Genomic DNA, 22,277 nt, shown 5'->3' with positions numbered 1-22,277 from the left:
CGCGCAAATATAGCAAATGTGTCGAAACTGCGCCATCTACCTACTATAATCCCCGCCTGAGTTTATTGAGGAACAATTCATGTCTGCATTTACCCCGGCAAGTGAAGTCTTGCTGCGTCACAGTGATGATTTCGAAGAAAGCCGTATTCTGTTTGCCGGAGATTTGCAGGATGACCTGCCCGCGCGTTTCGACTGTGCTGAGAGCCGTGCCCACACCCAGTACTATCACCACTGGCAGGTGCTGAGCCGCCAGATGGGCGAGCGCGCGCGCTTTAGCCTGGCGGCGGAGCAGAGCGATATTGCTGACTGCGATACGCTCATTTACTACTGGCCGAAAAACAAGCCGGAAGCCCAGTTCCAGCTGATGAACCTGCTTTCTCTGCTGCCGGTCGGCTGCGATATTTTTGTTGTCGGTGAGAACCGCAGCGGGGTGCGTAGCGCAGAGCAGATGCTCGAAGCCTGGGCGCCGCTGACGAAAATAGACAGCGCCCGTCGCTGCGGCCTGTACCATGGTCGTCTGGAAAAACAGACCACCTTCGATGCCGACGCCTTCTGGGACGAGTACCAGCTTGACGGCCTGACCATTAAAACCCTGCCGGGCGTGTTCAGCCGTGATGCGCTCGATACGGGCAGCAAGCTGCTGCTGTCCACCCTGACGCCTCACACCAAGGGCAAGGTGCTGGACGTCGGCTGTGGCGCGGGCGTGCTGTCAACGGTTCTCGCCAGCCACTCACCAAAAGTGCGTTTAACCCTGTGTGACGTGAGCGCCCCGGCAGTAGAAGCCAGCCGCGCCACGCTTGCTGCGAATGGCATAGAAGGTGACGTGTTTGCCAGCAACGTCTTCTCCGACGTGACCGGTCGCTTTGACATGATCATCTCTAACCCGCCGTTCCACGACGGAATGGAGACCAGCCTTGAAGCGGCGCAAACGCTGATCCGTGGCGCAACCCGACACCTCAACAGCGGCGGTGAGCTGCGTATCGTAGCGAACGCCTTCCTCGCGTACCCGAAAGTGCTGGATGAAACCTTTGGCTTCCACGAAGTGATCGCCCAGACGGGCCGCTTTAAGGTCTATCGCACCGTGATGACGCGCCAGGCAAAAAAGTAACCCTCCGGTCCGGCGATGGCTGACGCTGCCATCGCCCATTTTTGCAGCAATCAAAACAACGTGCGCAATTTTCTGTTGACGTAAAGCTGAAAACATCTAGAATGCGCCTCCGTGGTTACGATACTTTTACAGTGTCGATGGTATGCGAAGGTGGCGGAATTGGTAGACGCGCTAGCTTCAGGTGTTAGTGTCCTTACGGACGTGGGGGTTCAAGTCCCCCCCCTCGCACCATAAATCACGTTGATATTGCTCGCACTGGGCGAAGGTGGCGGAATTGGTAGACGCGCTAGCTTCAGGTGTTAGTGTCCTTAGGATGTGGGGGTTCGAGTCCCCCCCCTCGCACCAACGAGGCGATATCAAACCAGTAAGATGACTGTGCGAAGGTGGCGGAATTGGTAGACGCGCTAGCTTCAGGTGTTAGTGTCCTTACGGACGTGGGGGTTCAAGTCCCCCCCCTCGCACCAATTATCTTACATCCCCTCAGCAGTGCCTCCTGTTTTTCCCTTTTATTTCAAACTCATCAGAATCACCAGCAGTCCACTGATTAGCGCAACGCATGATGGCAGCAGCACGTAATGCCGTAACTGTTTGTGCCAGATCATTGCGGATGTCACCAGCAAGCCTGAAACAATCATTGCTTTCCAGACATCAATGGGGAGATCGGCAAACATTAGCCCACCGATAATGGAACCAGGCAGTAATATTCCCCACCCACTTCCCAGCGCTTTGCTCAACATGGTTTCACCTCTCGCACTGATAATGATAACCAGTATCATATGATAGTAATTATCACTTGTCAGCATGCGACGTAAGAAATTGCGCCAGCAATTGCTTTCCCATAATGACAGAGAATGTGTAAGGTGATAAATTGCCCACCTGTTAACTTCCGATAAAGTTTTTCTGATAATAAAAATTCAATTTTGTAGCGCCCAATATTACACAACAACACCTTGCTCATTGTTTTAATTGAGTTTTAATAAAAACGCACGCATATGACATCACAATCCTGGCTGTCTTTAGTCAACAAGAAATATCAGCTATCTTTACGTTTGTTTTTATTTCTGAACGCCGCATCAGCATTGTTCTCGGTAACAAACCCTCTCTATTCCGTGCGTGTGTTATCAGTCCCGCTCTTTGCCGTACTGACTATCAGCACAGGCTTACTTATCTGGCACTGGAAAAACAGCACGCGAAAAATAAATATCCCTGTTGTTTCAGCTATTTTTGGTCTTTTATGGGCCTGGCAGATCGTCTCTAAATTTCTGTTAATCACGCACGATCACGCGACCTATTTAATGATGGCGCTATTAACAGTGCTTTTTATAGGGTCTCTGGCGTTCGCAAGTAATATTAAAGCCTTTACGTTACATTCATTTCCCGCTTTTATATCCTGCCTGTGGCTTAGTCCGTCCGAAAACTGGCTGAGAATGGCCTATTTTTTCGCGCTGCCGGTGGTCGCCATTGGTATCCATCATGTTCTTCAGCGGCGCAATGACCGTTTCGCCCAGGAGCTGCTTTCCGAACTGCTGGAGGAGCGCGAAACCCTGACCGATCTCAGCATGATGGACCCGCTCACCGGCCTATATAACCGTCGCGGGCTGCAAAGCCGGCTGGAGAATCTTCCCAGGCCTGACGCTGGCGAGCACTTCGTGCTGCTGATGGATATCGACCACTTCAAAGCCTACAACGACCATTATGGCCATATGATGGGCGATCAGGCCTTGATCAGGGTCTCGGCTGCGATACGCGACGCCGTGCGCTCACGCGATGTTGTCGCCCGGTTTGGCGGGGAAGAATTTATGGTGCTGTTGAGTAACATCCCGCTGGAACAAGCGCGACAGACGGCTGAACGCATACGTCAGAAGGTTTACGATCTTAAAATCCCCCATATGTTTAACGAAAGCGTCGCCACTAACGTGACCATCAGCATCGGCATCGCCATGTTCGAGGGTGAAGACGTTGAAGGCGCGCTGGCGAAAGCCGATAAAGCCCTCTATGAAGCCAAGCATATGGGACGCAACAGCATTCTGCTGAGCGACGAGCTTCATACCGCCTGAAACCGCCTTCACAGCGCCAGGATAAAACGCTTGCGCTCGGTTTTATCTATAGTTAGGATTGGCAATCATTATCATTTAGATTTGTAATCCACACTATGGCGACTCGTACCGCACACATCGTTGAGCCCCTGCTCTGGCGAGCTCCACTCTCCGCCGGGGAAACGACGCTTGCGGATGCCATTCGGGAAAAAATTGCCGTAACGCGCGCCCATCTGCTGGATTTCATCAAACTGGATGAAGCACCGCCGCATCATGCTCTGACGCTGACTGAGTGGCAACGCCCTGCGGAGCTGCGGTCACTGCTGGCAACCTATTCCGACCATATTTATCGTAACCAACCTACCCTGACGCGGGAAAACAAACCGCTGTTATCCCTCTGGGCACAGTGGTATATCGGGCTGATGGTGCCGCCTGTCATGCTGGCCCTGTTGACCCAGGAAACGATGCTCGATCTCTCGTCGGAGCATTTCCACGTTGAATTTCATGAAACCGGGCGCGCTGCCTGTTTCTGGATTGATGTACACGAAGATCCGAGCGCGAGACACCTGTCAGCGCAGGTGCGTATGGAACGGCTGATTACAAGAGCGCTGGTTCCGGTCATTGATGCGCTGGAAGCGACGGGAGAGATTAACGGCAAACTGATCTGGAGTAATACCGGGTATCTTATCCACTGGTATTTAACGGAGATGAAGCCGCTGCTCGGCGACGAGAAAGTGGATGCACTGCGTCAGAGCTGTTTCTTTGCCAGACAGCTGTCGGATGGACGGGGCAACCCTCTTTACCGCACCGTGGTTCCGCGTGAGGGACTTCTGGTACGTCGTACCTGCTGTCAGCGCTACCGTCTGCCGGATGTCCAGCAGTGCGGCGATTGCACGCTTAAGTAGTCTGGCCTACCCTCTCCCGCAGGGCTAATGCCTGCACAGGCGGCCCCCCTCTCCCTTGAGGGAGAGGGCTGGGGTGAGGGGGAACATACGGCTCTGGTGGTCATTAAACGGCAACTCGCGTTGCCGTTTTGCTTTTACCTAAGCGACCTGCTGATTTTCCTCTTCTCCATTACGCTGTGCTTCTTCCGCTTCCTGCTGAAGCAACTGTTTCTCGTACACCTTGAAGAACGGGAAATAGATAATGGCGGAAACGCAGGCCAAAACCAGCACCAGAATGGCTGCACGGAAATCCCAGCCCAGCGCCCAGGCGGCACCAACCGGAGCCGGTGCCGTCCACGGCACAACGGAAATCACGCGGCCAATCAGATCAAACTTCATCGCTGCCCATGCCAGCACGGCATTAACCATCGGCGCCAGCAGGAAAGGAATAAAGAACACCGGGTTCATCACAATCGGCGTACCGAAAATCACCGGTTCATTGATATTGAAAATGCTTGGTACCACGCTCAGACGTCCAATGGAGCGCAGGTGCGCGGAGCGGCTACGCAGATAGCAGAACACCAGCCCCATCGTCGCCCCCGATCCGCCGATAACGATAAAGAACGTCCAGAAGGCTTCCATAAAGATGTGTGGCAAAGGCTGGCTCGCCGCCAGCGCGGTCTGGTTCGCCCCCAGGTTTGTCAGCCAGAACATTTGCAGCATCCCGGAGACAATCGCCGCGCCGTGGATCCCGGCAAACCACAGCAGGTGGCCAATCAGCACCGCCAGCAGGATCGCAGGGAGCGAGTCAGCCGCAGAGACCAGCGGTTTGAATATCGACATGATGGCCTGTGGGATCAGCATACCGAACTGCGACTGGATCAGCAGGCTCAGCGGGTATAGCGTGAGCACCACCACCAGCACCGGGATCAGCAAGTCAAACGAGTTTTTGATCATCGGTGGAACCTGGTCTGGCAGGCGGATCCCGATATTGTGTGCTTTCAGGAAACGCATCATCTCAACGCAATAGATCGCCACCAGAATCGCGGTGAAAATACCGGTCCCTCCCAGGCTATCCACCGGTAAAGCGCCTTTGGTTTTAGGGGCGGCGACCAGCAGGAACGCCATCAGCGACAGCATCGCGCACATGAACGGATCCAGCTGATGCGTTTTAACGTAATGTTTGCCCAGGTTGTAGGCAATAGCCGCACAGATATAAAGGGACATCACCCCCATTGTCATATCAAACGGCGTCAGAATTTGACCTTCAAACTGCTTCGCCATATCCAGCCAGGCGCGAGCAAAACCCCAGGTGGTATCAGGCGAAAAAGGCGGGTAAGCGAACACTAATAAAAACGAGCCTACAATCATAAACGGCATCGCTGAGATAAACCCGTCACGAATAGCCATAACGTGACGCTGGGAAGAGATGCGCCCGGCAATAGGGCTGACATAATTTTCAACGAAGCGGAAAATCAGATTAAATGCAGCGTGGTTGGCAGACATAGCAGATCTCCTGTCAGACGTTCGTTTTGGACGCTCTCACGTCACACGTTGTTCCATACATCAGCGTCACAACCTTGCCGGATCGTGTACCTGCGGTACTGCTCAAACGGAATGGTTTCATAATTAGCTCTTATTATTAGATACAGGGGAAGTTACACACTTAGTATTAATCTCTGCATCACGCTCTGCAACCGGTTACTGTAACCGGTTTCTGTGAATGTGAAGGCGATCCAGAAATCGCCCCTGACGGATATTTGTTACTTAAGGGATATTTACAGCGACTAAATTCTTATGACAGATTACGCAGGATATTTGTCAGGAGGAATCAATGAGTTTGCAGTCTGTACAACAGTTTTTTGCCGAACACGCTCCGGATATAGAGATCATTGAGCTTAACCAAAGCACAGCGACTGTTGCCCTTGCTGCTGCCGCGCACAACGTTGAACCCGGCCAAATTGCCAAAACGCTGTCACTGAAAATTAAAAATGACGTGATTCTGGTGGTTGCAAAAGGTGATGCGCGTCTGGATAACAAAAAGCTTAAAGAGACATTCGGCGCAAAAGCCCGCATGCTCAGCAGCGATGAGGTAGTCACCCTGACGGGTCATCCTGTTGGCGGCGTCTGCCCTTTCGGACTGGAAAATCCGCTCTCTGTTTACTGTGACATCACATTAAAACAGTACGCGGAAGTGTTACCCGCAGCGGGTGCCATCCACAGTGCGGTGCGTATATCGCCCGACAGAATGGCGGAGCTGACCGCAGCAAAATGGGTCGATGTCTGCATTTAAACGTTGCGCCAGAAGAACTCTGGCGCACCACTTAACGCTGAGAGAATGAAGGAACGGTGAGAGCTGAACGACGCACTTCCCGGGCAGGGAGATGCGCCAGGATATCCGCCGCATCCAGTAATCCCACGTCAGAATTGACGCCCAGCTTTACCATTGCGTTAAACTTATGCGCCCGGATGGTTTTAATATTGCGTTCAAGCTGCGCCGCAATTTCAGGGATTGAAAATCCCGATGGCATATAACGCAGTATTGCCCTTTCGGTTGGGCTTAACATACGATTCTGGCTAACACACCAGTGATTGTACATGTTGTCATTCACCTGATGCGTTTCGCTGAGTAATGTCTCCAGCCCCTCCATTAGCTGCTTTAGCGGAACCGATTTACTGATTATCCCATGCAAGCGAGAAGGCGAAAGATGGCTGACCAGCCTTGCCTCCATTTCGTCAGAGGCCAGCACGATACGCTGGACGTCGCTGTGGGTGAAGGTGAGATCCCGTAAACAGGCCAGACAGTTTCTCCGCTCTTCACGCTCATCAGACAGTGAATAGATAACCGCATAGAATGAGATATCCGAGAGCGCCGCTTTAAAGCTGGCGAATCTGCTAAACAGGTGCACCTGGTAATGGCTCAGGGCGGGCATCGCAAAGAGATGCTTCAGCCCTACAGCGCTCATTGAGCAGCTTTCGATGACGGCGATATGTCTTGTTGCAGTGGTCTTTTCCATTCCTCAAACTCTCCATAAGCCGACATTAAACTGAGTTCTCGCATTCCCTGGGTACTGCTTATCCACGCGTACATATCGGCATTACTGCGAAGTGATAAGCGGCGCATTGCACTGTTTTTCTGTGCACTGATCGTTTTATTACTTTTATTCAGCAGCGTGGCTATTTGGTTGATTCCCCAACCTTTACCTAATAAACGCAACACCTTGCGTTCAGAGTGGGTGAGCGCAATCATTTGCTCACTCTCTTCTTCAATATCGGACGTTTCCGGTATTAATAACGTCTGGCTTATTCGCTCGGCACGTTCACTGCCCGCGCGAATAGCGTTAATAACGCCTTCGATCGGTTCCATATCCGAAAGCAGCGTGCTTTCCGGACGCATAAGAAGCTCTACTGCAAGTGGATAAAGGGGACGCGAGACAAGGAATATCCAGTGAATGTCCCGATACTGATTCATTAATCCATAATACTGCTCAAGCGTGCCGCGAGGATTACGATACTCACCTGAAATATCGGCAATAACGACCCCAGCGCGACGCAATTGTAGTAGCGTCAACTCCTGCATCGACCGGCAGTACGTTATTTCAAAATCAGGAAAATGACGCGTCATGACGCCACCTAGCCCATTTTGCATGACCGGCACTCTACTAATCACCACTCCGTGTTTACCATTCAATGGCAACATAGACCCTCCCTGTCATAAATTCATTATTTAAGAACGAACTAACCCTACGAGTTTAAACACGCTTGCATCCCTCAGTACAAAACGGCTTAATACTCGCAAATCAGAAGAAATGTCACATGGGTTAAGAAACGCCCAATACTGGCTTAATATCGCATAAAGACCACAAAACTTTAATTAAGATTGCGTGAAAAGATTGAAAATATGAAATTAGAAATACTTAATATATTGTCTTTATAAATCTCTATTTTTATATTCATTAAATAAATAGAAAGTGCGGTTTTCTCCCCCTGCTCACGCGACTGATTGCACAAATGTTGATCTGGCCCAGCGCAAAGGGCCCTGCCCTTTGTGTTAAAAGTTAGCAATCTCTCTTCTCTTCAGGGCGTTTCATGCAGGCAGATCGGTCTACGCAACGTGCTACCACGCGGCTATGTATTCAGTGCGGGCTTTTTCTATTACAACACGGGGCAGAAAGCGCCCTCGTGGAAGAACTTTCCACACGCCTTGGGCTGGCGCTGGGGATGGACAGCGTTGAGAGCTCCATCTCGTCAAATGCCATTGTGCTGACCACCATTAAAGACGGTCAGTGCCTGACCTCCACCCGTAAAAACCATGACCGCGGCATTAACATGCACGTCGTGACGGAAGTGCAGCACATCGTGATCCTTGCTGAACACAAGCTGCTCGATCTGCGGGAGATAGAGAAACGCTTCAACCAGATCAAACCTCTCCGGTATCCACGCTGGCTGGTTGTGCTGATGGTGGGACTCTCCTGCGCCTGCTTCTGCAAGCTCAACGCGGGCGGCTGGGACGGCGCTGTCGTGACCTTCTTTGCCAGCAGCATCGCGATGTATGTCCGCCAGTTGTTGACGCACAGGCAACTGCATCCGCAAATTAACTTCTGCATCACGGCGTTCGTGGCGACAACCGTATCCGGCCTGCTTTTGCGCCAGCCTTACTTCGCCAGCACGCCTACTGTTGCGATGGCCGCCAGCGTATTGCTGCTGGTGCCGGGTTTTCCCTTAATCAATGCCGTCGCTGATATGTTCAAAGGCCACATCAACACCGGTCTGGCGCGCTGGGCGATAGCCAGCCTGCTGACGCTGGCGACCTGTATCGGGGTGGTAATGGCCATGACACTCTGGGGGTTACGCGGATGGGCGTGATGGATTTTCTGCTCACACTGGCGCAGGACATGTTCCTGGCAGCCCTTCCCGCCGTTGGCTTTGCGATGGTGTTTAACGTCCCACAGCGTGCATTACCCTGGTGTGCGCTGCTGGGTGCCATTGGCCACGGCTCACGTATGATCATGATGACCTCGGGCTTTAATATCGAATGGTCGACGTTTATCGCCTCCATGCTGGTCGGCAGCATCGGTATTCAGTGGTCCCGCTGGTATCTGGCGCACCCGAAAGTGTTCACCGTGGCGGCAGTCATTCCTATGTTCCCGGGCATTTCAGCCTATACGGCGATGATCTCCGCCGTCAAAATCAGCCACTTTGGCTACAGCGAACCGCAGATGATCCTGCTTCTGAGCAACTTCCTTAAAGCCTCGTCGATTGTGGGCGCGCTCTCCATCGGCCTGTCGATCCCCGGCTTATGGCTTTACCGCAAACGTCCACGCGTATAATAAAATCGCTTGCAATTGTATCGCACGCTATCTATATTCATTTCATGGACGCAAAAATGAAAGACACCACCAACGCGCTTCTGCTGGATAACCAGCTCTGTTTTGCCCTCTATTCGGCAAATCTGGCGCTTAACAAGCTGTACCGGCAACTGCTGGCGCCGCTTAACCTGACCTACCCGCAATACCTGGTGATGCTGGTGCTGTGGGAGCAGGATGATATTACGGTGTCAGACATTGGCGAGCGGCTGTTCCTGGATTCCGCCACGCTGACTCCCCTGCTGAAACGCCTGGAAAGCGCAGGATTAATCTTCCGCCAGCGTTCCCGTCAGGATGAGCGTCAGGTCGCCGTCACCCTGAGCGACGCGGGTCGGGCGCTGCAACAGCAGGCCGTGACGATACCCCACGCCGTGGGCTGTGCAGCGCAGTGTGATACCGACACCATGCTGGCGCTCAAGCAACAGCTCGAACTTTTGCGCCAACAGCTTCATCGCGCGTAAGGCTATACTTTACGCGTCTGATTCTAACTTAATACATCGCGCGCTATTTAATAGTGCATATAAACGTAAGATGAGGAACCTGCCATGTCTTTAGAAAAAGTTGTCTACACTGCCAAAGCCAAAGCAACCGGAGGCCGTGATGGCCGCGCAACGTCTTCCGATGGCGTTCTGGATGTCAAACTGGGTGTGCCAAAAGAGATGGGCGGCATGGGGGGTGAAGTAACCAACCCTGAACAGCTGTTCGCTGCGGGCTACTCCGCCTGCTTCCTGGGCGCAATGAAGTTCGTTGCGGCACGCGACAAATTCGCTCTGCCAAAAGACGCCTTTATTGAAGGCGAAGTGGGGATTGGCCCGCTGCCAACCGGTTTTGGTATCGAAGCGAAGCTGAACATCCACGTTGAAGGGATGGACGCAGCGGAAGCCAAAAAACTGGTGGATGCAGCGCATATCGTCTGTCCGTACTCTAACGCGACGCGCGGCAATATCGACGTGACGCTGAACATCATCGCGTAAACTGCCGCCTGTGATTTTAGCCCCGGTAAGCGTAACGCCGCCGGGGAAATCCTCTCCTTTCCTCCCCCTCTCTCTGTGCTACCATAACCCTCAATCACGTCCGTAGTAATCAGTTGAGAAAGTGTTATGTCCTCCAGAATCCTGACTACCAGCATTGCTGGCATTGATGCCTTTATGCGCGATCCTCGCGGTGTGTTGACGCACGCCGAAGGCGGCACGCTCGCGGTATTTGCCGACAACGCCCCGGCGTTTTATGCGGTCACGCCGGAACGTCTGGCGCAGCTTCTGGAAATTGAAGCGAAGCTGTCGCGTCCGGCGAGCGATGTCATGCTGGATAATCAGTTTTTTGACGAACCCGCCAGCGCCCCGGTGGCCGTTCCAATGGGGAAATTTCCCATGTACGCCGGTTGGCAGCCGGACGCCGATTTTCAGCGGCAGGCGGCCTTATGGGGAATAGCCCTCGCGCAGCCCGCGACGCCAGAAGAGCTGGCGGCCTTTACCGCTTATTGGCAGGCTGAAGGAAAAGTCTTCCACCATGTTCAGTGGCAGCAAAAGTTCGCGCGCAGTCTGCAAATCAACCGCGCCAGCAACAATGGCCAGCCAAAACGTGATATCAATGCCTTTTCAGAACCGGACAAAAAAATCCCTGATGGATTCCGAGGTGCGAAATGAAAAACGTCGGCGACCTGATGAAACGTTTGCAGAAGATGATGCCCGCAAACGTGAAGCCCGCCTTCACCACCGGTGAAGAGCTGCTGGCATGGCAAAAAGAGCAAGGTAAAATTCGCGCGGCTGCCCTCGCCCGCGAAAACCGCGCGATGAAAATGCAGCGCACCTTTAACCGCTCGGGCATTCGCCCTCTGCACCAGAACTGTTCCTTCGAGAATTATAAGGTCGAGTCACAGGGGCAGATGAACGCCCTCAACCAGGCGCGCCAGTACGTGGATGAATTTGACGGCAACATTGCCAGCTTCATCTTTAGCGGAAAACCCGGCACGGGGAAAAATCACCTTGCGGCCGCTATCTGCAACGAGCTGCTGCTGCGCGGGAAGTCAGTGCTGATTATCACCGTGGCCGATATTATGTCCGCCATGAAGGACACCTTCAGTAACCGCGAAACCAGCGAAGAACAGCTGCTGAATGATTTGAGTAACGTGGATTTGCTGGTCATCGACGAGATCGGCGTCCAGACGGAGTCCCGCTACGAAAAAGTGATCATCAACCAGATTGTCGATCGCCGTTCGTCGTCAAAACGCCCAACCGGTATGCTGACGAACCACAATATCGAGGAGATGACCCGACTTCTTGGCGAGCGGGTGATGGATCGCATGAAGCTGGGTAACAGCCTGTACGTCATCTTCGACTGGGACAGCTATCGCAGCCGCGTCACCGGCAAAGAGTATTAAGATATTTCCAGGGAGCACCGGAAGAGCAGAGGTATATACTGAACCCACTTTTGGCCCAAAACGGACCTTGTTGAGTAAATCATTATGAAAAAACAGTTTCTTATCAGCATCCTTACTGGCGCCCTGCTGGTGACTGGCGCAGCGCAGGCCGCATCATGGCAGGAGTCGCTCTCCAGCGCAGCAAGTGAGTTAACCAAAGAGAGCGGTACTTCCCAGGGCGGGCTGTCAGCCTCGTCCCTCACCGGCCTGCTGAGTAACAGCTCCCAAAGCCTGAGCGCCGGAACGATGAACAACGCGGCGGGCATTCTGGAATACTGCGCGAAGCAGAAACTGGCTTCCGTCACCGATACCGAAAACATCAAAAACCAGGTGCTGGGTAAACTGGGTCTGGACACCCAGGAGCAGAAAGCGGACACCAACTATATGGACGGTATTCAGGGTCTGCTGAACGCGCAAAATGGCCAGCAGCTGAACCTCAGCACCCTTGGAAATTCATCTCTGGCGAAACAGGTGAAAACGAAAGCCTGCGATCTGGTGCTGAAACAAGGTGTTAATTTCCTCTCCTGATCGCCTCCCATTTTCTGCCACAACACGCCGGGTTTATTACGTTAGTCTTACACCGCGGCGTGAAGTGCGTTTTTTTACCCCCTGCCACCACCTCAGCCTCCGTATGCCACGATGCGACTGTACTCAAAAATCCGATTTTATAAACCAAATCCTAACAACAGCACACTTTCGTGACACTAAAATTGCAGCTAAGCGACATCGCAATTACATTGTATTACCCAAAAAATAAGCAATTAGCCGGCTAAGCGTCCGGCATGATGAGGATCTGCTGTTGTCAGAGTTAATGTCCCTTGTCCTTTTCCTGGCTTCCATCGGCGTTTATGCCTGGAAAGCTGGTCGTCACACCTGGTGGTTTGTGGCCACCCTGGTGGTGCTCGGCATTTTTATTGTTTTAAACATTACGTTATATGCCAGCGATTACTTTACCGGCGACGGTATTAACGACGCGGTGCTCTACACGTTGACCAACAGCCTGACCGGCGCTGGTGTAGGTAAGTACATCCTTCCGGGTCTGGGGCTGGTGGTCGCCCTGGTGGGCATCTTCGCCGCGCTGGCCTGGGTTCTGCGCCGTCGCCGTCACCGTCCGCATCATCATGGCTACAGCCTGCTGGCGCTGTGCCTGGCGCTGGCCTCCGTGGATGCCAGCCCGGCATTCCATCAAATTACCGAGCTGGTAAAATCCCAGTCGCGCGATGGCGATCCGGACTTTGCGGCCTATTACAAAGAACCCTCGAAGAAGATCGACAATCCCAGACTCAACCTGGTCTATATCTACGGCGAAAGTCTGGAACGCACCTATTTTGATAACGATGCTTTCCCGAACCTGACGCCAGAGCTTGGCGCGCTGAAAGACCAGGGCCTCGACTTCAGCCACACCATGCAGCTCCCTGGCACGGATTACACCATCGCCGGGATGGTGGCCTCTCAGTGCGGCATTCCACTGTTCGCTCCGTTTGAAGGCAACGCCTCCGCCTCAATGTCGAGCTTCTTCCCGCAGAACATTTGCCTCGGCGATATCCTGAAAAATTCGGGCTATGAAAACTACTTTATGCAGGGCGCTAACCTGCGCTTTGCCGGGAAAGATGTGTTCCTGAAATCCCACGGTTTCGATCACCTGTATGGTTCCGAAGAGCTGAAAACCACGGTGGCCGATCCGGCCTACCGCAACGACTGGGGCTTTTACGACGATACCGTTCTGGATGAAACCTGGAAGAAATTCGAGGAGCTTTCCCGCGCCGGTAAACGCTTCTCGCTGTTTGCGTTGACCGTTGACACGCATCATCCGGATGGTTTCGTCTCACGCACCTGTAAACGTCAGGGCTACGACATTGACGGTAAAAACAACAAGTCGTTCAGCGCCGTTACCTGTAGCCAGGAGCATATCGCGGCGTTAATCGAGAAAATCAAAGCGTCGCCGTATTTCAAAAATACGGTCATCGTCGTCTCATCTGACCATCTGGCGATGAAAAACAGCGCCTGGGATGAGCTGAATAAGCTGGATCGCAGCAACCTGTTCTTTGTGCTGCGCGGCGATAAACCGCAGCAGGAGATCATTGCCGCTAAACGTAACTCGATGGATAACGGCGCTACCGTGCTGGATATTCTGGGTGGCGATAACTTCATTGGCCTGGGCCGCAGTACGCTGTCGGGCCAGTCCCTGTCGGAAATCTTCCTCAACATGAAGGAAAAAATCCTCGCCTGGAAGCCGGATATCATTCGTCTGTGGAACTTCCCGAAAGAGATAAAAGACTTCACCATCGATCAGGATAAAAAAATGATCGCGTTCTCCGGCAGCCATTTCCGCCTGCCGCTGCTGCTGCGCGTGTCGGATAACCGCGTCGAGCCGCTGCCGGAAAGCGAATACTCCGCGCCACTGCGCTTCCAGCTGGCGGAATTTGCCCCGCGCGATAATTTCGTCTGGGTCGACAAATGCTACAAAATGGGCCAGCTCTGGTCGCAACAGCTGTCGCTGTCCACCGACTGGTGCGTCTCTCAGGGGCAACTCGGCGGCGAGCAGACCGTGCAACACGTTGACAAACCGCAGTGGCAGGGAAAAACCGCGTTTAAAGATACGGTTATTGATACCGCACGCTATCAACGCAACGTAGACCTGCTGAAAATCGTCGACAACGACATTCGTTATAAAGCAGACAGCTTCATCTTTAATGTTGCCGGCGCACCGGAAGAGGTGAAGCAGTTCAGCGGTATTTCACGGCCGGAATCCTGGGGGCGCTGGTCTAACGCGCAGTTGGGCGATGAGGTGAAAATTGAGTATACCCATCCGCTGCCGGAGAAATTCGATCTGGTGATCACCGCCAGGGCATTTGGTCCCAACGCAAACCGTCCTATACCGGTGCGCGTCGGTGATAAAGAACAGACGCTGACGCTGAGCAATGACGTCACCACCAGCACGCTGCACTTCGATAACCCAACGCGCAGCAATACGCTGGTCATTGTGCCACCCGATCCGCAGTCCACTAACGAAGGGAATATTCTCGGTCACGCTCCGCGCAAGCTGGGGATCGGCATGGTGGAGATTAAAATTGTGAGCAGCGCTGGCTGATGACGGCGTTCACTCTTCGCCCGACGCGCATCGACGACGTCGCTGCCCTGCCCGCCATCGAACGTGCGGCGGGGCAGCGGTTTCGCGACGTTCCTGAGCTGGCCTGGCTGGCAGACAATGAGGTTATTTCTGTTGAAGATCACCTCGGTTACGCCGGACGCGGATTAAGCTGGCTGGCGCTGGCTGACGACAGGCCCGTGGGTTTTATCCTCGCCGAAGCTCATCCATCGTCGCTGTTTATTGTGGAACTGTCGGTTCACCTGGACTGGCAGGGACGAGGTCTTGGACGCCAGTTAATCGCCCGTGCCGCCGCGCATGCCCGCAGTCTGGGGCTGAACTCGCTGACGTTAACGACGTTTCGTGATGTCCCGTGGAATGCGCCCTTCTACAGGCGATTAGGGTTTGAAATGATGACGACGCTGACGCCGGAACTGCGCCAGAAACGCGAGGAAGAGACGGCGCACGGTTTAGCGTATGGTTCCCGCTGCGCCATGCGCCTGCCTCTGTAAGATCGCCCGGTGGCGCTGCGCTTACCGGGCCTACAAAACCCAATTCCGCCGGCCGGGTAAGGCGCAGCCGCCACCCGGCAAATTGCACAATCCGCAGGCCGGGTCAGGCGCAGCCGCCCCCGCCAAAACGCACATCCCGTAGGCCGGGTAAGGCGTAGCCGCCCCCCGGCGAAACGCACAATCCGTAGGCCGGGTCAGGCGCAGCCGCCCCCGCCAAAACGCACATCCCGTAGGCCGGGTCAGGCGTAGCCGCCACCCGGCGAAACGCACAATCCGTAGGCCGGGTCAGGCGCAGCCGCCACCCGGCAAAACGCACATCCCGTAGGCCGGGTCAGGCGCAGCCGCCACCCGGCAAAACGCACAGCGTCAGAACGTTTCCCAGTTATCGCCCGCGTCTGCGGTCGCCGGTTTACGCGCCACTACCGGTGCGGCAACGCTTTTCGCCGAGGCGAACTCGCGCGCCTTCATCTGTTCCTGCTGAATACGGAACACCGCAACGGCCTGCGTCAGACGGCTCGCCTGCTCTTCCAGTGCCGCGGCCGCCGCCGCAGACTCTTCCACCAGCGAGGCGTTCTGCTGGGTCACGCGATCCATCTCAGCCACCGCCAGCCCAACCTGGTCGATACCGCGGCTCTGCTCGTCAGACGCAGACGCGATTTCGCCCATGATATCCGTCACGCGCGTTACCGCATTCACGATCTCACCCATGGTTTCACCCGCGCTTTCAACAAGCGTTGAACCAATTTCCACGCGCCCCACGGAGTCTTCAATCAGGCTCTTGATCTCGCGAGCCGCCTGGGCGCTGCGCTGCGCCAGGTTTCGGACTTCACCTGCAACCACCGCAAAACCACGCCCCTGCTCGCCCGCACGCGCCGCTTCTACCGCCGCGTTCAGCGCCAGAATATTGGTCTGGAAGGCAATCCCGTCGATCACGCTGATGATATCGGCGATTTTCTGCGAACTGCCGGCGATGTCACGCATGGTCTGCACCACGTTATCCACCACCTTGCCGCCTTTCTGCGCGGTTTCAGACGCGCTCAGCGCCAGGTTGCTCGCCTGACGGGCGTTCTCGGCGTTCTGCTTCACGGTGGCAGTCAGCTGTTCCATGCTGGCGGCGGTCTCTTCCAGAGAGGCAGCCTGCTGTTCGGTACGGGATGAGAGATCGTTATTGCCCATCGAGATTTCGCTCGCACCGCTGTAAATGGCGTTGGCGCCGTTACGCACGTCACCCACGGTACGCACCAGCTCGCCCTGCATATGGCGCAGGGAGTCAGCCAGTACACCCATCTCGTTGGAGCCTTCCACGTCGATGCGCTTCACCAGGTCGCCGCTGGCGATATGACGAATGCTGTCAATCAGACGGTTCAGCGGCGAAATTAGCGCCTGACGAATACCCAGCCAGACGGCAACAATCACCACCAGCACCGCAGCCAGCACGCTAATCAGCACCCAGATAGCCTGGCGGTAAGAGCTGTTGCTGTCTTCAACCGCGGTCTGATACAGCGCGTCGTTCTGTTGCAGGTAGTTGACGTACTGCTTCTCAAAGCCATCCTGATAGCTCTGGGTCGGCTGGTCGAAGAACTCATTGATTTTGCCCGCCCCCAGCAGCTGGATCAGCTCAGCCAGCGCGCCATGGTAAATATCGTAATTACGTTTGATTTCCAGTGCCGCAGCGTCGCTCTGACGCGGGTCGCGCGGCAGCGCTTCGTAATCCGCCCAGTTTTTTTCCGCCTGTTTCAGAGACGCAGAGGCAATCTGCATCAGCTCGGCGACGGTTGAGCCGCTGCCGATATTGTTCTGATCCATCATATAGCGGATACCCGCGCGGTTCAGGGTGTTACGGGTTTGCAGCAGCGCCACCCAGCTACCGTTCAGGGTGGATTGTTGCTGGCGAATGGTTTGCAGGATGGTGAAATTCTCTTTGTCATGCTTCAGGGCATTGAAGAAAAGACCACCAGACGTGAGTTGTAAAAGGCCAAATATCGCTAAAACCAGCAGTAAGCTGGTGACAATCTTGATTCGGTTTAACATGTTTTCTCTTTCCTCAGGCAGATACAGAATATTCGGCCTGGCATGAGAAAACTTTACGAAAATCATCCTGGAATTTAGGGTTTTTACGCTTCGTCCCTCGCGGCGATATGTCGGTTTCCAAGTTCAATAAACTCTTCCAGCAGCGCCGTGAGCTGCTTCATCTTCTCAGGCGTATATTCCGCCTCTATCTGCTGGTACGCCTCTTCCACCTGAGCCTGAGCACGCTGGTACAGCGCGTTGCCTTCTTTCGTCAGCGACACGTACAGCTTGCGCTGGTCAGTCACCGGTTTTAAGCGCAGCACCAGACCGTCGCGCTCCATCCGCGTCAGAATGCCGGTCAGGCTTGGGCGCAAAATACAGGTGCGGAACGCCAGATCGTGAAAATCCATGGAGGGATGCTCGGCCAGCACGCGGACGATACGCCACTGCTGCTCGGTCAGATTATGCCGCTTCACTATCGGGCGGAAGTAGCCCATCGCCGCTTCACGCGCCTGCAACAGCGCGATGGTTAATGAGTCATGCATCATCTACCCCTTACATCATTAACAAATAAACAATTAAAAAAAGATGCTTTTATAGACAACACGTTTTAACCCAAAAAGTCTAACAGAAACAAAGCTATTTTTTTAACTTATTGATTTAAATATCAATTCACCCTTTTATGTAAATTTATTGTTATTTGCATCACAAATTATTCACTTCTGATTGCGAAACGAACAGCAAAAGCATAAAACCAGATCATTAACATATTAATGAAATCAAAACCGGACAGCCGGTTTGAGGAGTATGGGAATGAAAGGTACTGTTTTTGCCGTAGCGCTAAACCACCAAAGCCAGCGTGTGGCCTGGGCTGAGGCGTTTGAAAAAGCCCCCTATAACGCGCCGCCAAAAACGGCGGTGTGGTTTATCAAGCCACATAACACTGTTATCCGCGCAGGCGAACCGATCCCCTTCCCGCAGGGAGAAACCGTGTTAAGCGGCGCGACGGTGGCGCTGGTGGTGGGCAAAACCGCCAGCAAAGTACGCGTTGAAGAAGCGGCGGCGTACATCGCCGGCTACGCGCTGGCTAACGAAATCAGCCTGCCGGAAGAGAGCTTCTACCGTCCGGCGATCAAGGCCAAATGTCGGGATGGATTTTGCCCGCTCGGCGAACCTGTCGCCGTTGATAACGTGGATAATCTGACCATCATCACCGAGATCAACGGCCGCGAAGCGGACCACTGGAACACGGCCGATCTGCACCGCAACGCCGCCGAACTGCTGAGCGCCCTGAGCGAATTTGCCACCCTGAACCCCGGCGATGCGATATTGCTCGGCACTCCGCAAAGCCGCGTCGAAGTTCGCCCGGGCGATCGGGTACGTATTCTGGCAGAAGGATTTCCGCCGCTGGAAAACCCGGTGGTGGAGGAACGCGACGTTGCCATCGCTTCGCGCACGCCGCCGCACGCCACGCTGTTCGCCCTCGGCCTGAACTACGCCGATCACGCCAGCGAGCTGGACTTCAAACCGCCCACCGAGCCGCTGGTGTTTATCAAAGCGCCAAACACCTTTAACGGCGATAACCAGACCTCGGTGCGCCCAAACAACATTGAATACATGCATTACGAAGCCGAGCTAGTGGTGGTCATCGGCAAAACCGCGCGCAAGGTCAGCGAAGCCGAGGCGATGGACTACGTGGCGGGCTATACGGTGTGCAACGATTACGCCATCCGCGATTATCTCGAAAACTACTATCGCCCGAACCTGCGGGTGAAAAGCCGCGACGGGCTGACCCCCATCAGCCCGAACGTAGTGCCAAAAGAAGCCATTCCTGACCCGCACAACCTTCGTCTTCGCACCTACGTCAACGGTGAACTGCGTCAGGAAGGCACCACGGCAGACCTGATCTTCAGCATCCCCTACCTGATTGCGTATCTGAGCGATTTTATGACCCTGCAACCGGGCGACATGATTGCCACCGGCACGCCGAAGGGGCTGTCCGACGTGGTGCCGGGCGATGAGGTGGTGGTGGAAGTGGAAGGCGTAGGCCGTCTGGTAAACCGAATTGTCAGTGAGGAGACTGCAAAATGAAAAAGATTAACCACTGGATCAACGGTAAAAACGTCGCCGGAAGTGAGTACTTCCACACCACCAACCCGGCCTCCGGCGAGGTGCTGGCAGAAGTGGCCTCCGGCGGCGAAGCCGAAATCCATCAGGCCGTTGCCGCCGCCAAAGAGGCGTTCCCGAAATGGGCCAACCTGCCGATGAAGGAGCGCGCGCGCCTGATGCGTCGCCTGGGGGATCTGATTGACCAGAACGTGCCGGACATTGCCGCGATGGAAACCGCCGACACCGGCCTGCCGATCCACCAGACCAAAAACGTGCTCATTCCGCGCGCCTCGCACAACTTCGAGTTCTTCGCCGAGGTGTGCCAGCAGATGAACGGCAAAACCTACCCGGTCGACGACAAGATGCTCAACTACACCCTGGTGCAGCCGGTGGGTGTCTGCGCGCTGGTGTCGCCGTGGAACGTGCCGTTTATGACCGCCACCTGGAAGGTCGCGCCGTGCCTGGCCTTAGGGAATACCGCGGTGCTGAAGATGTCTGAACTCTCCCCGCTGACCGCTGACCGTCTGGGCGAGCTGGCGCTGGAGGCGGGCATTCCGGCGGGCGTGCTCAACGTGGTGCAGGGCTACGGTGCGACGGCAGGCGACGCGCTGGTGCGCCATCACGACGTGCGCGCCGTCTCCTTCACCGGCGGTACCGCCACCGGGCGCAACATCATGAAAAACGCCGGGCTGAAGAAGTATTCCATGGAGCTGGGCGGCAAATCGCCGGTGCTGATTTTCGAAGACGCAGACATCGAGCGCGCGCTGGACGCCGCCCTGTTCACCATTTTCTCCATCAACGGCGAACGCTGCACCGCCGGCTCGCGCATCTTCATCCAGCAGAGCATCTACCCGGAGTTCGTCAAACGCTTTGCCGAGCGCGCCAACCGCCTGCGCGTGGGCGACCCGACCGATCCGAACACCCAGATTGGCGCGCTCATCAGCCAGCAGCACTGGGAAAAAGTCTCCGGCTATATCCGCCTCGGCATTGAAGAGGGGGCAACCCTGCTGGCGGGCGGCCCGGACAAACCGACCGATCTGCCTGCGCACCTGAAAGGCGGCAACTTCCTGCGCCCGACCGTGCTGGCGGATGTCGATAACCGCATGCGCGTGGCGCAGGAGGAGATCTTCGGGCCAGTGGCCTGCCTGCTGCCGTTTAAGGATGAAGCGGAAGGCCTGCGCCTGGCGAACGACGTGGAGTACGGTCTGGCATCTTACATCTGGACCCAGGACGTCAGCAAAGTGCTGCGTCTGGCGCGCAGCATCGAAGCGGGCATGGTGTTCGTCAACACCCAGAACGTGCGCGACCTGCGCCAGCCGTTTGGCGGCGTGAAGGCCTCCGGCACCGGGCGTGAGGGCGGCGAGTACAGCTTCGAGGTCTTCGCGGAGATGAAGAACGTCTGTATCTCCATGGGCGACCATCCGATTCCAAAGTGGGGGATCTGATCATGGGAAAATTAGCCTTAGCAGCAAAAATCACACACGTTCCGTCAATGTATCTCTCTGAACTGCCGGGCAAAAACCACGGCTGCCGCCAGTCGGCCATCGACGGGCATAAAGAGATCAGCAAGCGCTGCCGCGAGCTGGGCGTGGACACCATTATCGTCTTCGACACCCACTGGCTGGTGAACAGCGCGTATCACATCAACTGCGCGGACCATTTTTCGGGCGTCTACACCAGCAACGAGCTGCCGCATTTTATTCGCGACATGACCTACGACTACGACGGCAACCCGGAACTCGGCCAGCTGATTGCCGACGAAGCGGTGAAGCTTGGCGTTCGCGCCAAGGCGCACAACATCCCGAGCCTGAAGCTGGAGTACGGCACGCTGGTGCCGATGCGCTACATGAACGCGGATAAGCACTTCAAAGTGATCTCCATCTCGGCGTTCTGCACGGTTCACGACTTCGCCGACAGCCGCAGGCTGGGCGAGGCCATCATCAGTGCCATCGAAAAATACGACGGCACCGTGGCGGTGCTTGCCAGCGGCTCGCTCTCGCACCGCTTTATCGACGACCAGCGTGCGGAGGAAGGGATGAACAGCTACACCCGCGAGTTTGACCGTCAGATGGACGAGCGCGTGGTGAAGCTGTGGCGCGAGGGTCAGTTCAAGGAGTTTTGCAGCATGCTGCCGGAGTACGCCGACTACTGCTACGGCGAGGGCAATATGCACGACACGGTGATGCTGCTGGGGATGCTCGGCTGGGACAAATACGACGGTAAGGTGGAGTTTCTCACCGAGCTGTTCGCCAGCTCCGGCACCGGCCAGGTCAACGCCGTTTTCCCGCTGCCCGCGTAAGGAGCCACCATGCCGCACTTTATTGCTGAATGTACCGACAACATCCGCGAAGAGGCCGACCTTCCGGGGCTGTTCGCCAAAGTGAACGAGGCGCTCGCCGCCACGGGCATCTTCCCCATCGGCGGTATCCGCAGCCGCGCCCACTGGCTGGACACCTGGCAGATGGCAGACGGTAAGCACGATTACGCCTTTGTGCATATGACGCTGAAGATTGGCGCGGGGCGCAGCCTGGAAAGCCGGAAAGAGGTCGGTGAAATGCTGTTTGCGCTGATCAACGCTCACTTCGCGGAAATGATGGCGGGCCGCTATCTGGCGCTCTCTTTCGCCATGGAAGAACTCGATCCGACGCTGAACTACAAACAAAACAACGTGCACGCGTTGTTTAAGTAATACCGCACGGTCTGTCCCCTCTCCCTCCGGGAGAGGGTTAGGGTGAGGGGAAATCT

The 22,277-nt window shown here is 55.2% G+C and carries 23 protein-coding genes and 3 tRNA genes; 20 read left to right on the top strand and 6 right to left on the bottom strand.

Annotated features, from left to right (window positions below; translation table 11 throughout):
* The first annotated feature begins 79 nt into the window (after nucleotides 1-79).
* The 4 genes from rsmC to RS584_RS03100 all read left to right on the top strand — a co-directional run bounded on the left by rsmC (nucleotide 80) and on the right by RS584_RS03100 (nucleotide 1,572).
* Nucleotides 80-1,108: a 16S rRNA (guanine(1207)-N(2))-methyltransferase RsmC gene (gene rsmC / locus RS584_RS03115; protein ID WP_047741012.1), complete on the top strand. Its 1,029-nt coding sequence runs from the start codon at nucleotides 80-82 to the stop codon at nucleotides 1,106-1,108.
* A 144-nt stretch (nucleotides 1,109-1,252) separates the two neighbouring features.
* A tRNA-Leu gene (locus RS584_RS03110) sits at nucleotides 1,253-1,339 on the top strand.
* Nucleotides 1,340-1,367: 28 nt separating this feature from the next.
* A tRNA-Leu gene (locus tag RS584_RS03105) sits at nucleotides 1,368-1,453 on the top strand.
* A gap of 32 nt (nucleotides 1,454-1,485) precedes the next feature.
* Nucleotides 1,486-1,572 (top strand) — tRNA-Leu (locus RS584_RS03100).
* 42 nt (nucleotides 1,573-1,614) lie between these two features.
* On the opposite strand, the gene RS584_RS03095 is transcribed toward RS584_RS03100, so the two are convergent.
* The gene (locus RS584_RS03095; RefSeq protein ID WP_026080652.1) at nucleotides 1,615-1,884 is read right to left on the bottom strand and encodes a DUF1435 domain-containing protein; all 270 of its coding nucleotides are present in this window, start codon (nucleotides 1,882-1,884) and stop codon (nucleotides 1,615-1,617) included.
* A 216-nt stretch (nucleotides 1,885-2,100) separates the two neighbouring features.
* Here RS584_RS03095 and RS584_RS03090 point away from each other — a divergent pair, with 216 nt between their 5' ends.
* Entirely contained in the window at nucleotides 2,101-3,165 is a 1,065-nt protein-coding gene (locus RS584_RS03090; RefSeq protein WP_033486722.1) for a GGDEF domain-containing protein, read from the top strand.
* Between the two features lie 95 nt (nucleotides 3,166-3,260).
* Nucleotides 3,261-4,049, top strand: coding sequence for a siderophore-iron reductase FhuF (fhuF, locus tag RS584_RS03085; protein WP_315748921.1), 789 nt, complete (start codon nucleotides 3,261-3,263; stop codon nucleotides 4,047-4,049).
* Between the two features lie 138 nt (nucleotides 4,050-4,187).
* On the opposite strand, the gene RS584_RS03080 is transcribed toward fhuF, so the two are convergent.
* Entirely contained in the window at nucleotides 4,188-5,534 is a 1,347-nt protein-coding gene (locus RS584_RS03080) for a PTS cellobiose transporter subunit IIC (protein ID WP_003856571.1), read from the bottom strand.
* A gap of 328 nt (nucleotides 5,535-5,862) precedes the next feature.
* Between RS584_RS03080 and RS584_RS03075 the strand changes: the two genes are divergently transcribed.
* Nucleotides 5,863-6,321 (top strand): YbaK/EbsC family protein, encoded by a 459-nt coding sequence (locus tag RS584_RS03075; RefSeq protein ID WP_003856572.1) that lies wholly within the window; start codon nucleotides 5,863-5,865, stop codon nucleotides 6,319-6,321.
* Nucleotides 6,322-6,352: 31 nt separating this feature from the next.
* On the opposite strand, the gene bglJ is transcribed toward RS584_RS03075, so the two are convergent.
* Both bglJ and RS584_RS03065 read right to left on the bottom strand, forming a co-directional pair.
* Complete coding sequence (gene bglJ, locus RS584_RS03070) at nucleotides 6,353-6,994, bottom strand: DNA-binding transcriptional activator BglJ (RefSeq protein WP_315749913.1); 642 nt, start codon at nucleotides 6,992-6,994, stop codon at nucleotides 6,353-6,355.
* On the bottom strand, nucleotides 6,991-7,728 hold the full coding sequence (locus tag RS584_RS03065; RefSeq protein ID WP_017383841.1) for a helix-turn-helix transcriptional regulator: 738 nt from the start codon (nucleotides 7,726-7,728) through the stop codon (nucleotides 6,991-6,993). The genes bglJ and RS584_RS03065 overlap by 4 nt, the downstream gene beginning before the upstream one ends.
* A gap of 389 nt (nucleotides 7,729-8,117) precedes the next feature.
* On the opposite strand from RS584_RS03065, the gene RS584_RS03060 reads away from it, so the two are divergent.
* From RS584_RS03060 to RS584_RS03020, 9 genes are all read left to right on the top strand, one after another.
* The gene (locus RS584_RS03060; protein ID WP_017383842.1) at nucleotides 8,118-8,894 is read left to right on the top strand and encodes a threonine/serine exporter ThrE family protein; all 777 of its coding nucleotides are present in this window, start codon (nucleotides 8,118-8,120) and stop codon (nucleotides 8,892-8,894) included.
* Nucleotides 8,885-9,358: a threonine/serine exporter gene (locus RS584_RS03055; protein WP_315748920.1), complete on the top strand. Its 474-nt coding sequence runs from the start codon at nucleotides 8,885-8,887 to the stop codon at nucleotides 9,356-9,358. The genes RS584_RS03060 and RS584_RS03055 overlap by 10 nt, the downstream gene beginning before the upstream one ends.
* Before the next feature lie 44 nt (nucleotides 9,359-9,402).
* A complete protein-coding gene (locus RS584_RS03050) occupies nucleotides 9,403-9,855 on the top strand; it encodes a MarR family winged helix-turn-helix transcriptional regulator (RefSeq protein WP_315748918.1) in 453 nt (150 codons plus the stop codon).
* Nucleotides 9,856-9,939: 84 nt separating this feature from the next.
* On the top strand, nucleotides 9,940-10,368 hold the full coding sequence (locus RS584_RS03045; protein WP_003856578.1) for an organic hydroperoxide resistance protein: 429 nt from the start codon (nucleotides 9,940-9,942) through the stop codon (nucleotides 10,366-10,368).
* Between the two features lie 126 nt (nucleotides 10,369-10,494).
* Nucleotides 10,495-11,040, top strand: coding sequence for a primosomal protein DnaT (dnaT, locus tag RS584_RS03040; RefSeq protein WP_003856579.1), 546 nt, complete (start codon nucleotides 10,495-10,497; stop codon nucleotides 11,038-11,040).
* Complete coding sequence (dnaC, locus tag RS584_RS03035; RefSeq protein WP_315748917.1) at nucleotides 11,037-11,774, top strand: DNA replication protein DnaC; 738 nt, start codon at nucleotides 11,037-11,039, stop codon at nucleotides 11,772-11,774. Before dnaT ends, dnaC begins: the two co-directional genes overlap by 4 nt.
* Nucleotides 11,775-11,858: 84 nt before the next feature.
* Nucleotides 11,859-12,341, top strand: coding sequence for a DUF2501 domain-containing protein (locus tag RS584_RS03030; RefSeq protein ID WP_015572603.1), 483 nt, complete (start codon nucleotides 11,859-11,861; stop codon nucleotides 12,339-12,341).
* Between the two features lie 271 nt (nucleotides 12,342-12,612).
* Entirely contained in the window at nucleotides 12,613-14,904 is a 2,292-nt protein-coding gene (gene opgB, locus RS584_RS03025) for a phosphatidylglycerol--membrane-oligosaccharide glycerophosphotransferase (RefSeq protein ID WP_047726414.1), read from the top strand.
* Nucleotides 14,904-15,413 carry a GNAT family N-acetyltransferase gene (locus RS584_RS03020; RefSeq protein ID WP_032103061.1) on the top strand — a complete coding sequence of 170 codons (510 nt, stop codon included), beginning with the start codon at nucleotides 14,904-14,906 and terminating at the stop codon, nucleotides 15,411-15,413. Before opgB ends, RS584_RS03020 begins: the two co-directional genes overlap by 1 nt.
* A gap of 366 nt (nucleotides 15,414-15,779) precedes the next feature.
* Here the strand turns inward: RS584_RS03020 and tsr are convergent, their stop codons facing one another.
* Together tsr and hpaR are read right to left on the bottom strand one after the other, a co-directional pair.
* Nucleotides 15,780-17,444: a methyl-accepting chemotaxis protein gene (tsr, locus tag RS584_RS03015; RefSeq protein WP_017383845.1), complete on the bottom strand. Its 1,665-nt coding sequence runs from the start codon at nucleotides 17,442-17,444 to the stop codon at nucleotides 15,780-15,782.
* An 83-nt stretch (nucleotides 17,445-17,527) separates the two neighbouring features.
* On the bottom strand, nucleotides 17,528-17,968 hold the full coding sequence (gene hpaR, locus RS584_RS03010; protein WP_017383846.1) for a homoprotocatechuate degradation operon regulator HpaR: 441 nt from the start codon (nucleotides 17,966-17,968) through the stop codon (nucleotides 17,528-17,530).
* A gap of 268 nt (nucleotides 17,969-18,236) precedes the next feature.
* On the opposite strand from hpaR, the gene hpaG reads away from it, so the two are divergent.
* The 4 genes from hpaG to RS584_RS02990 are packed head-to-tail and all read left to right on the top strand — an operon-like array spanning nucleotide 18,237 to nucleotide 22,221.
* Nucleotides 18,237-19,514, top strand: coding sequence for a 4-hydroxyphenylacetate degradation bifunctional isomerase/decarboxylase (gene hpaG / locus RS584_RS03005; RefSeq protein WP_032670602.1), 1,278 nt, complete (start codon nucleotides 18,237-18,239; stop codon nucleotides 19,512-19,514).
* Complete coding sequence (hpaE, locus tag RS584_RS03000) at nucleotides 19,511-20,977, top strand: 5-carboxymethyl-2-hydroxymuconate semialdehyde dehydrogenase (RefSeq protein WP_023303046.1); 1,467 nt, start codon at nucleotides 19,511-19,513, stop codon at nucleotides 20,975-20,977. The genes hpaG and hpaE overlap by 4 nt, the downstream gene beginning before the upstream one ends.
* A gap of 2 nt (nucleotides 20,978-20,979) precedes the next feature.
* Nucleotides 20,980-21,831 carry a 3,4-dihydroxyphenylacetate 2,3-dioxygenase gene (gene hpaD, locus RS584_RS02995; protein WP_033486716.1) on the top strand — a complete coding sequence of 284 codons (852 nt, stop codon included), beginning with the start codon at nucleotides 20,980-20,982 and terminating at the stop codon, nucleotides 21,829-21,831.
* A gap of 9 nt (nucleotides 21,832-21,840) precedes the next feature.
* Nucleotides 21,841-22,221, top strand: coding sequence for a 5-carboxymethyl-2-hydroxymuconate Delta-isomerase (locus RS584_RS02990; RefSeq protein WP_315748915.1), 381 nt, complete (start codon nucleotides 21,841-21,843; stop codon nucleotides 22,219-22,221).
* Nucleotides 22,222-22,277: the final 56 nt, after the last annotated feature.

The sequence above is a fragment of the Enterobacter sp. DTU_2021_1002640_1_SI_PRY_ASU_LCPMC_013 genome, assembly GCF_032389435.1.
GTDB classification, from domain to species: Bacteria; Pseudomonadota; Gammaproteobacteria; order Enterobacterales; family Enterobacteriaceae; genus Enterobacter; species Enterobacter hormaechei_C.
Note: the sequence above shows the minus strand (reverse complement) of the source record. Positions and strands in the feature narration are given on the sequence as shown.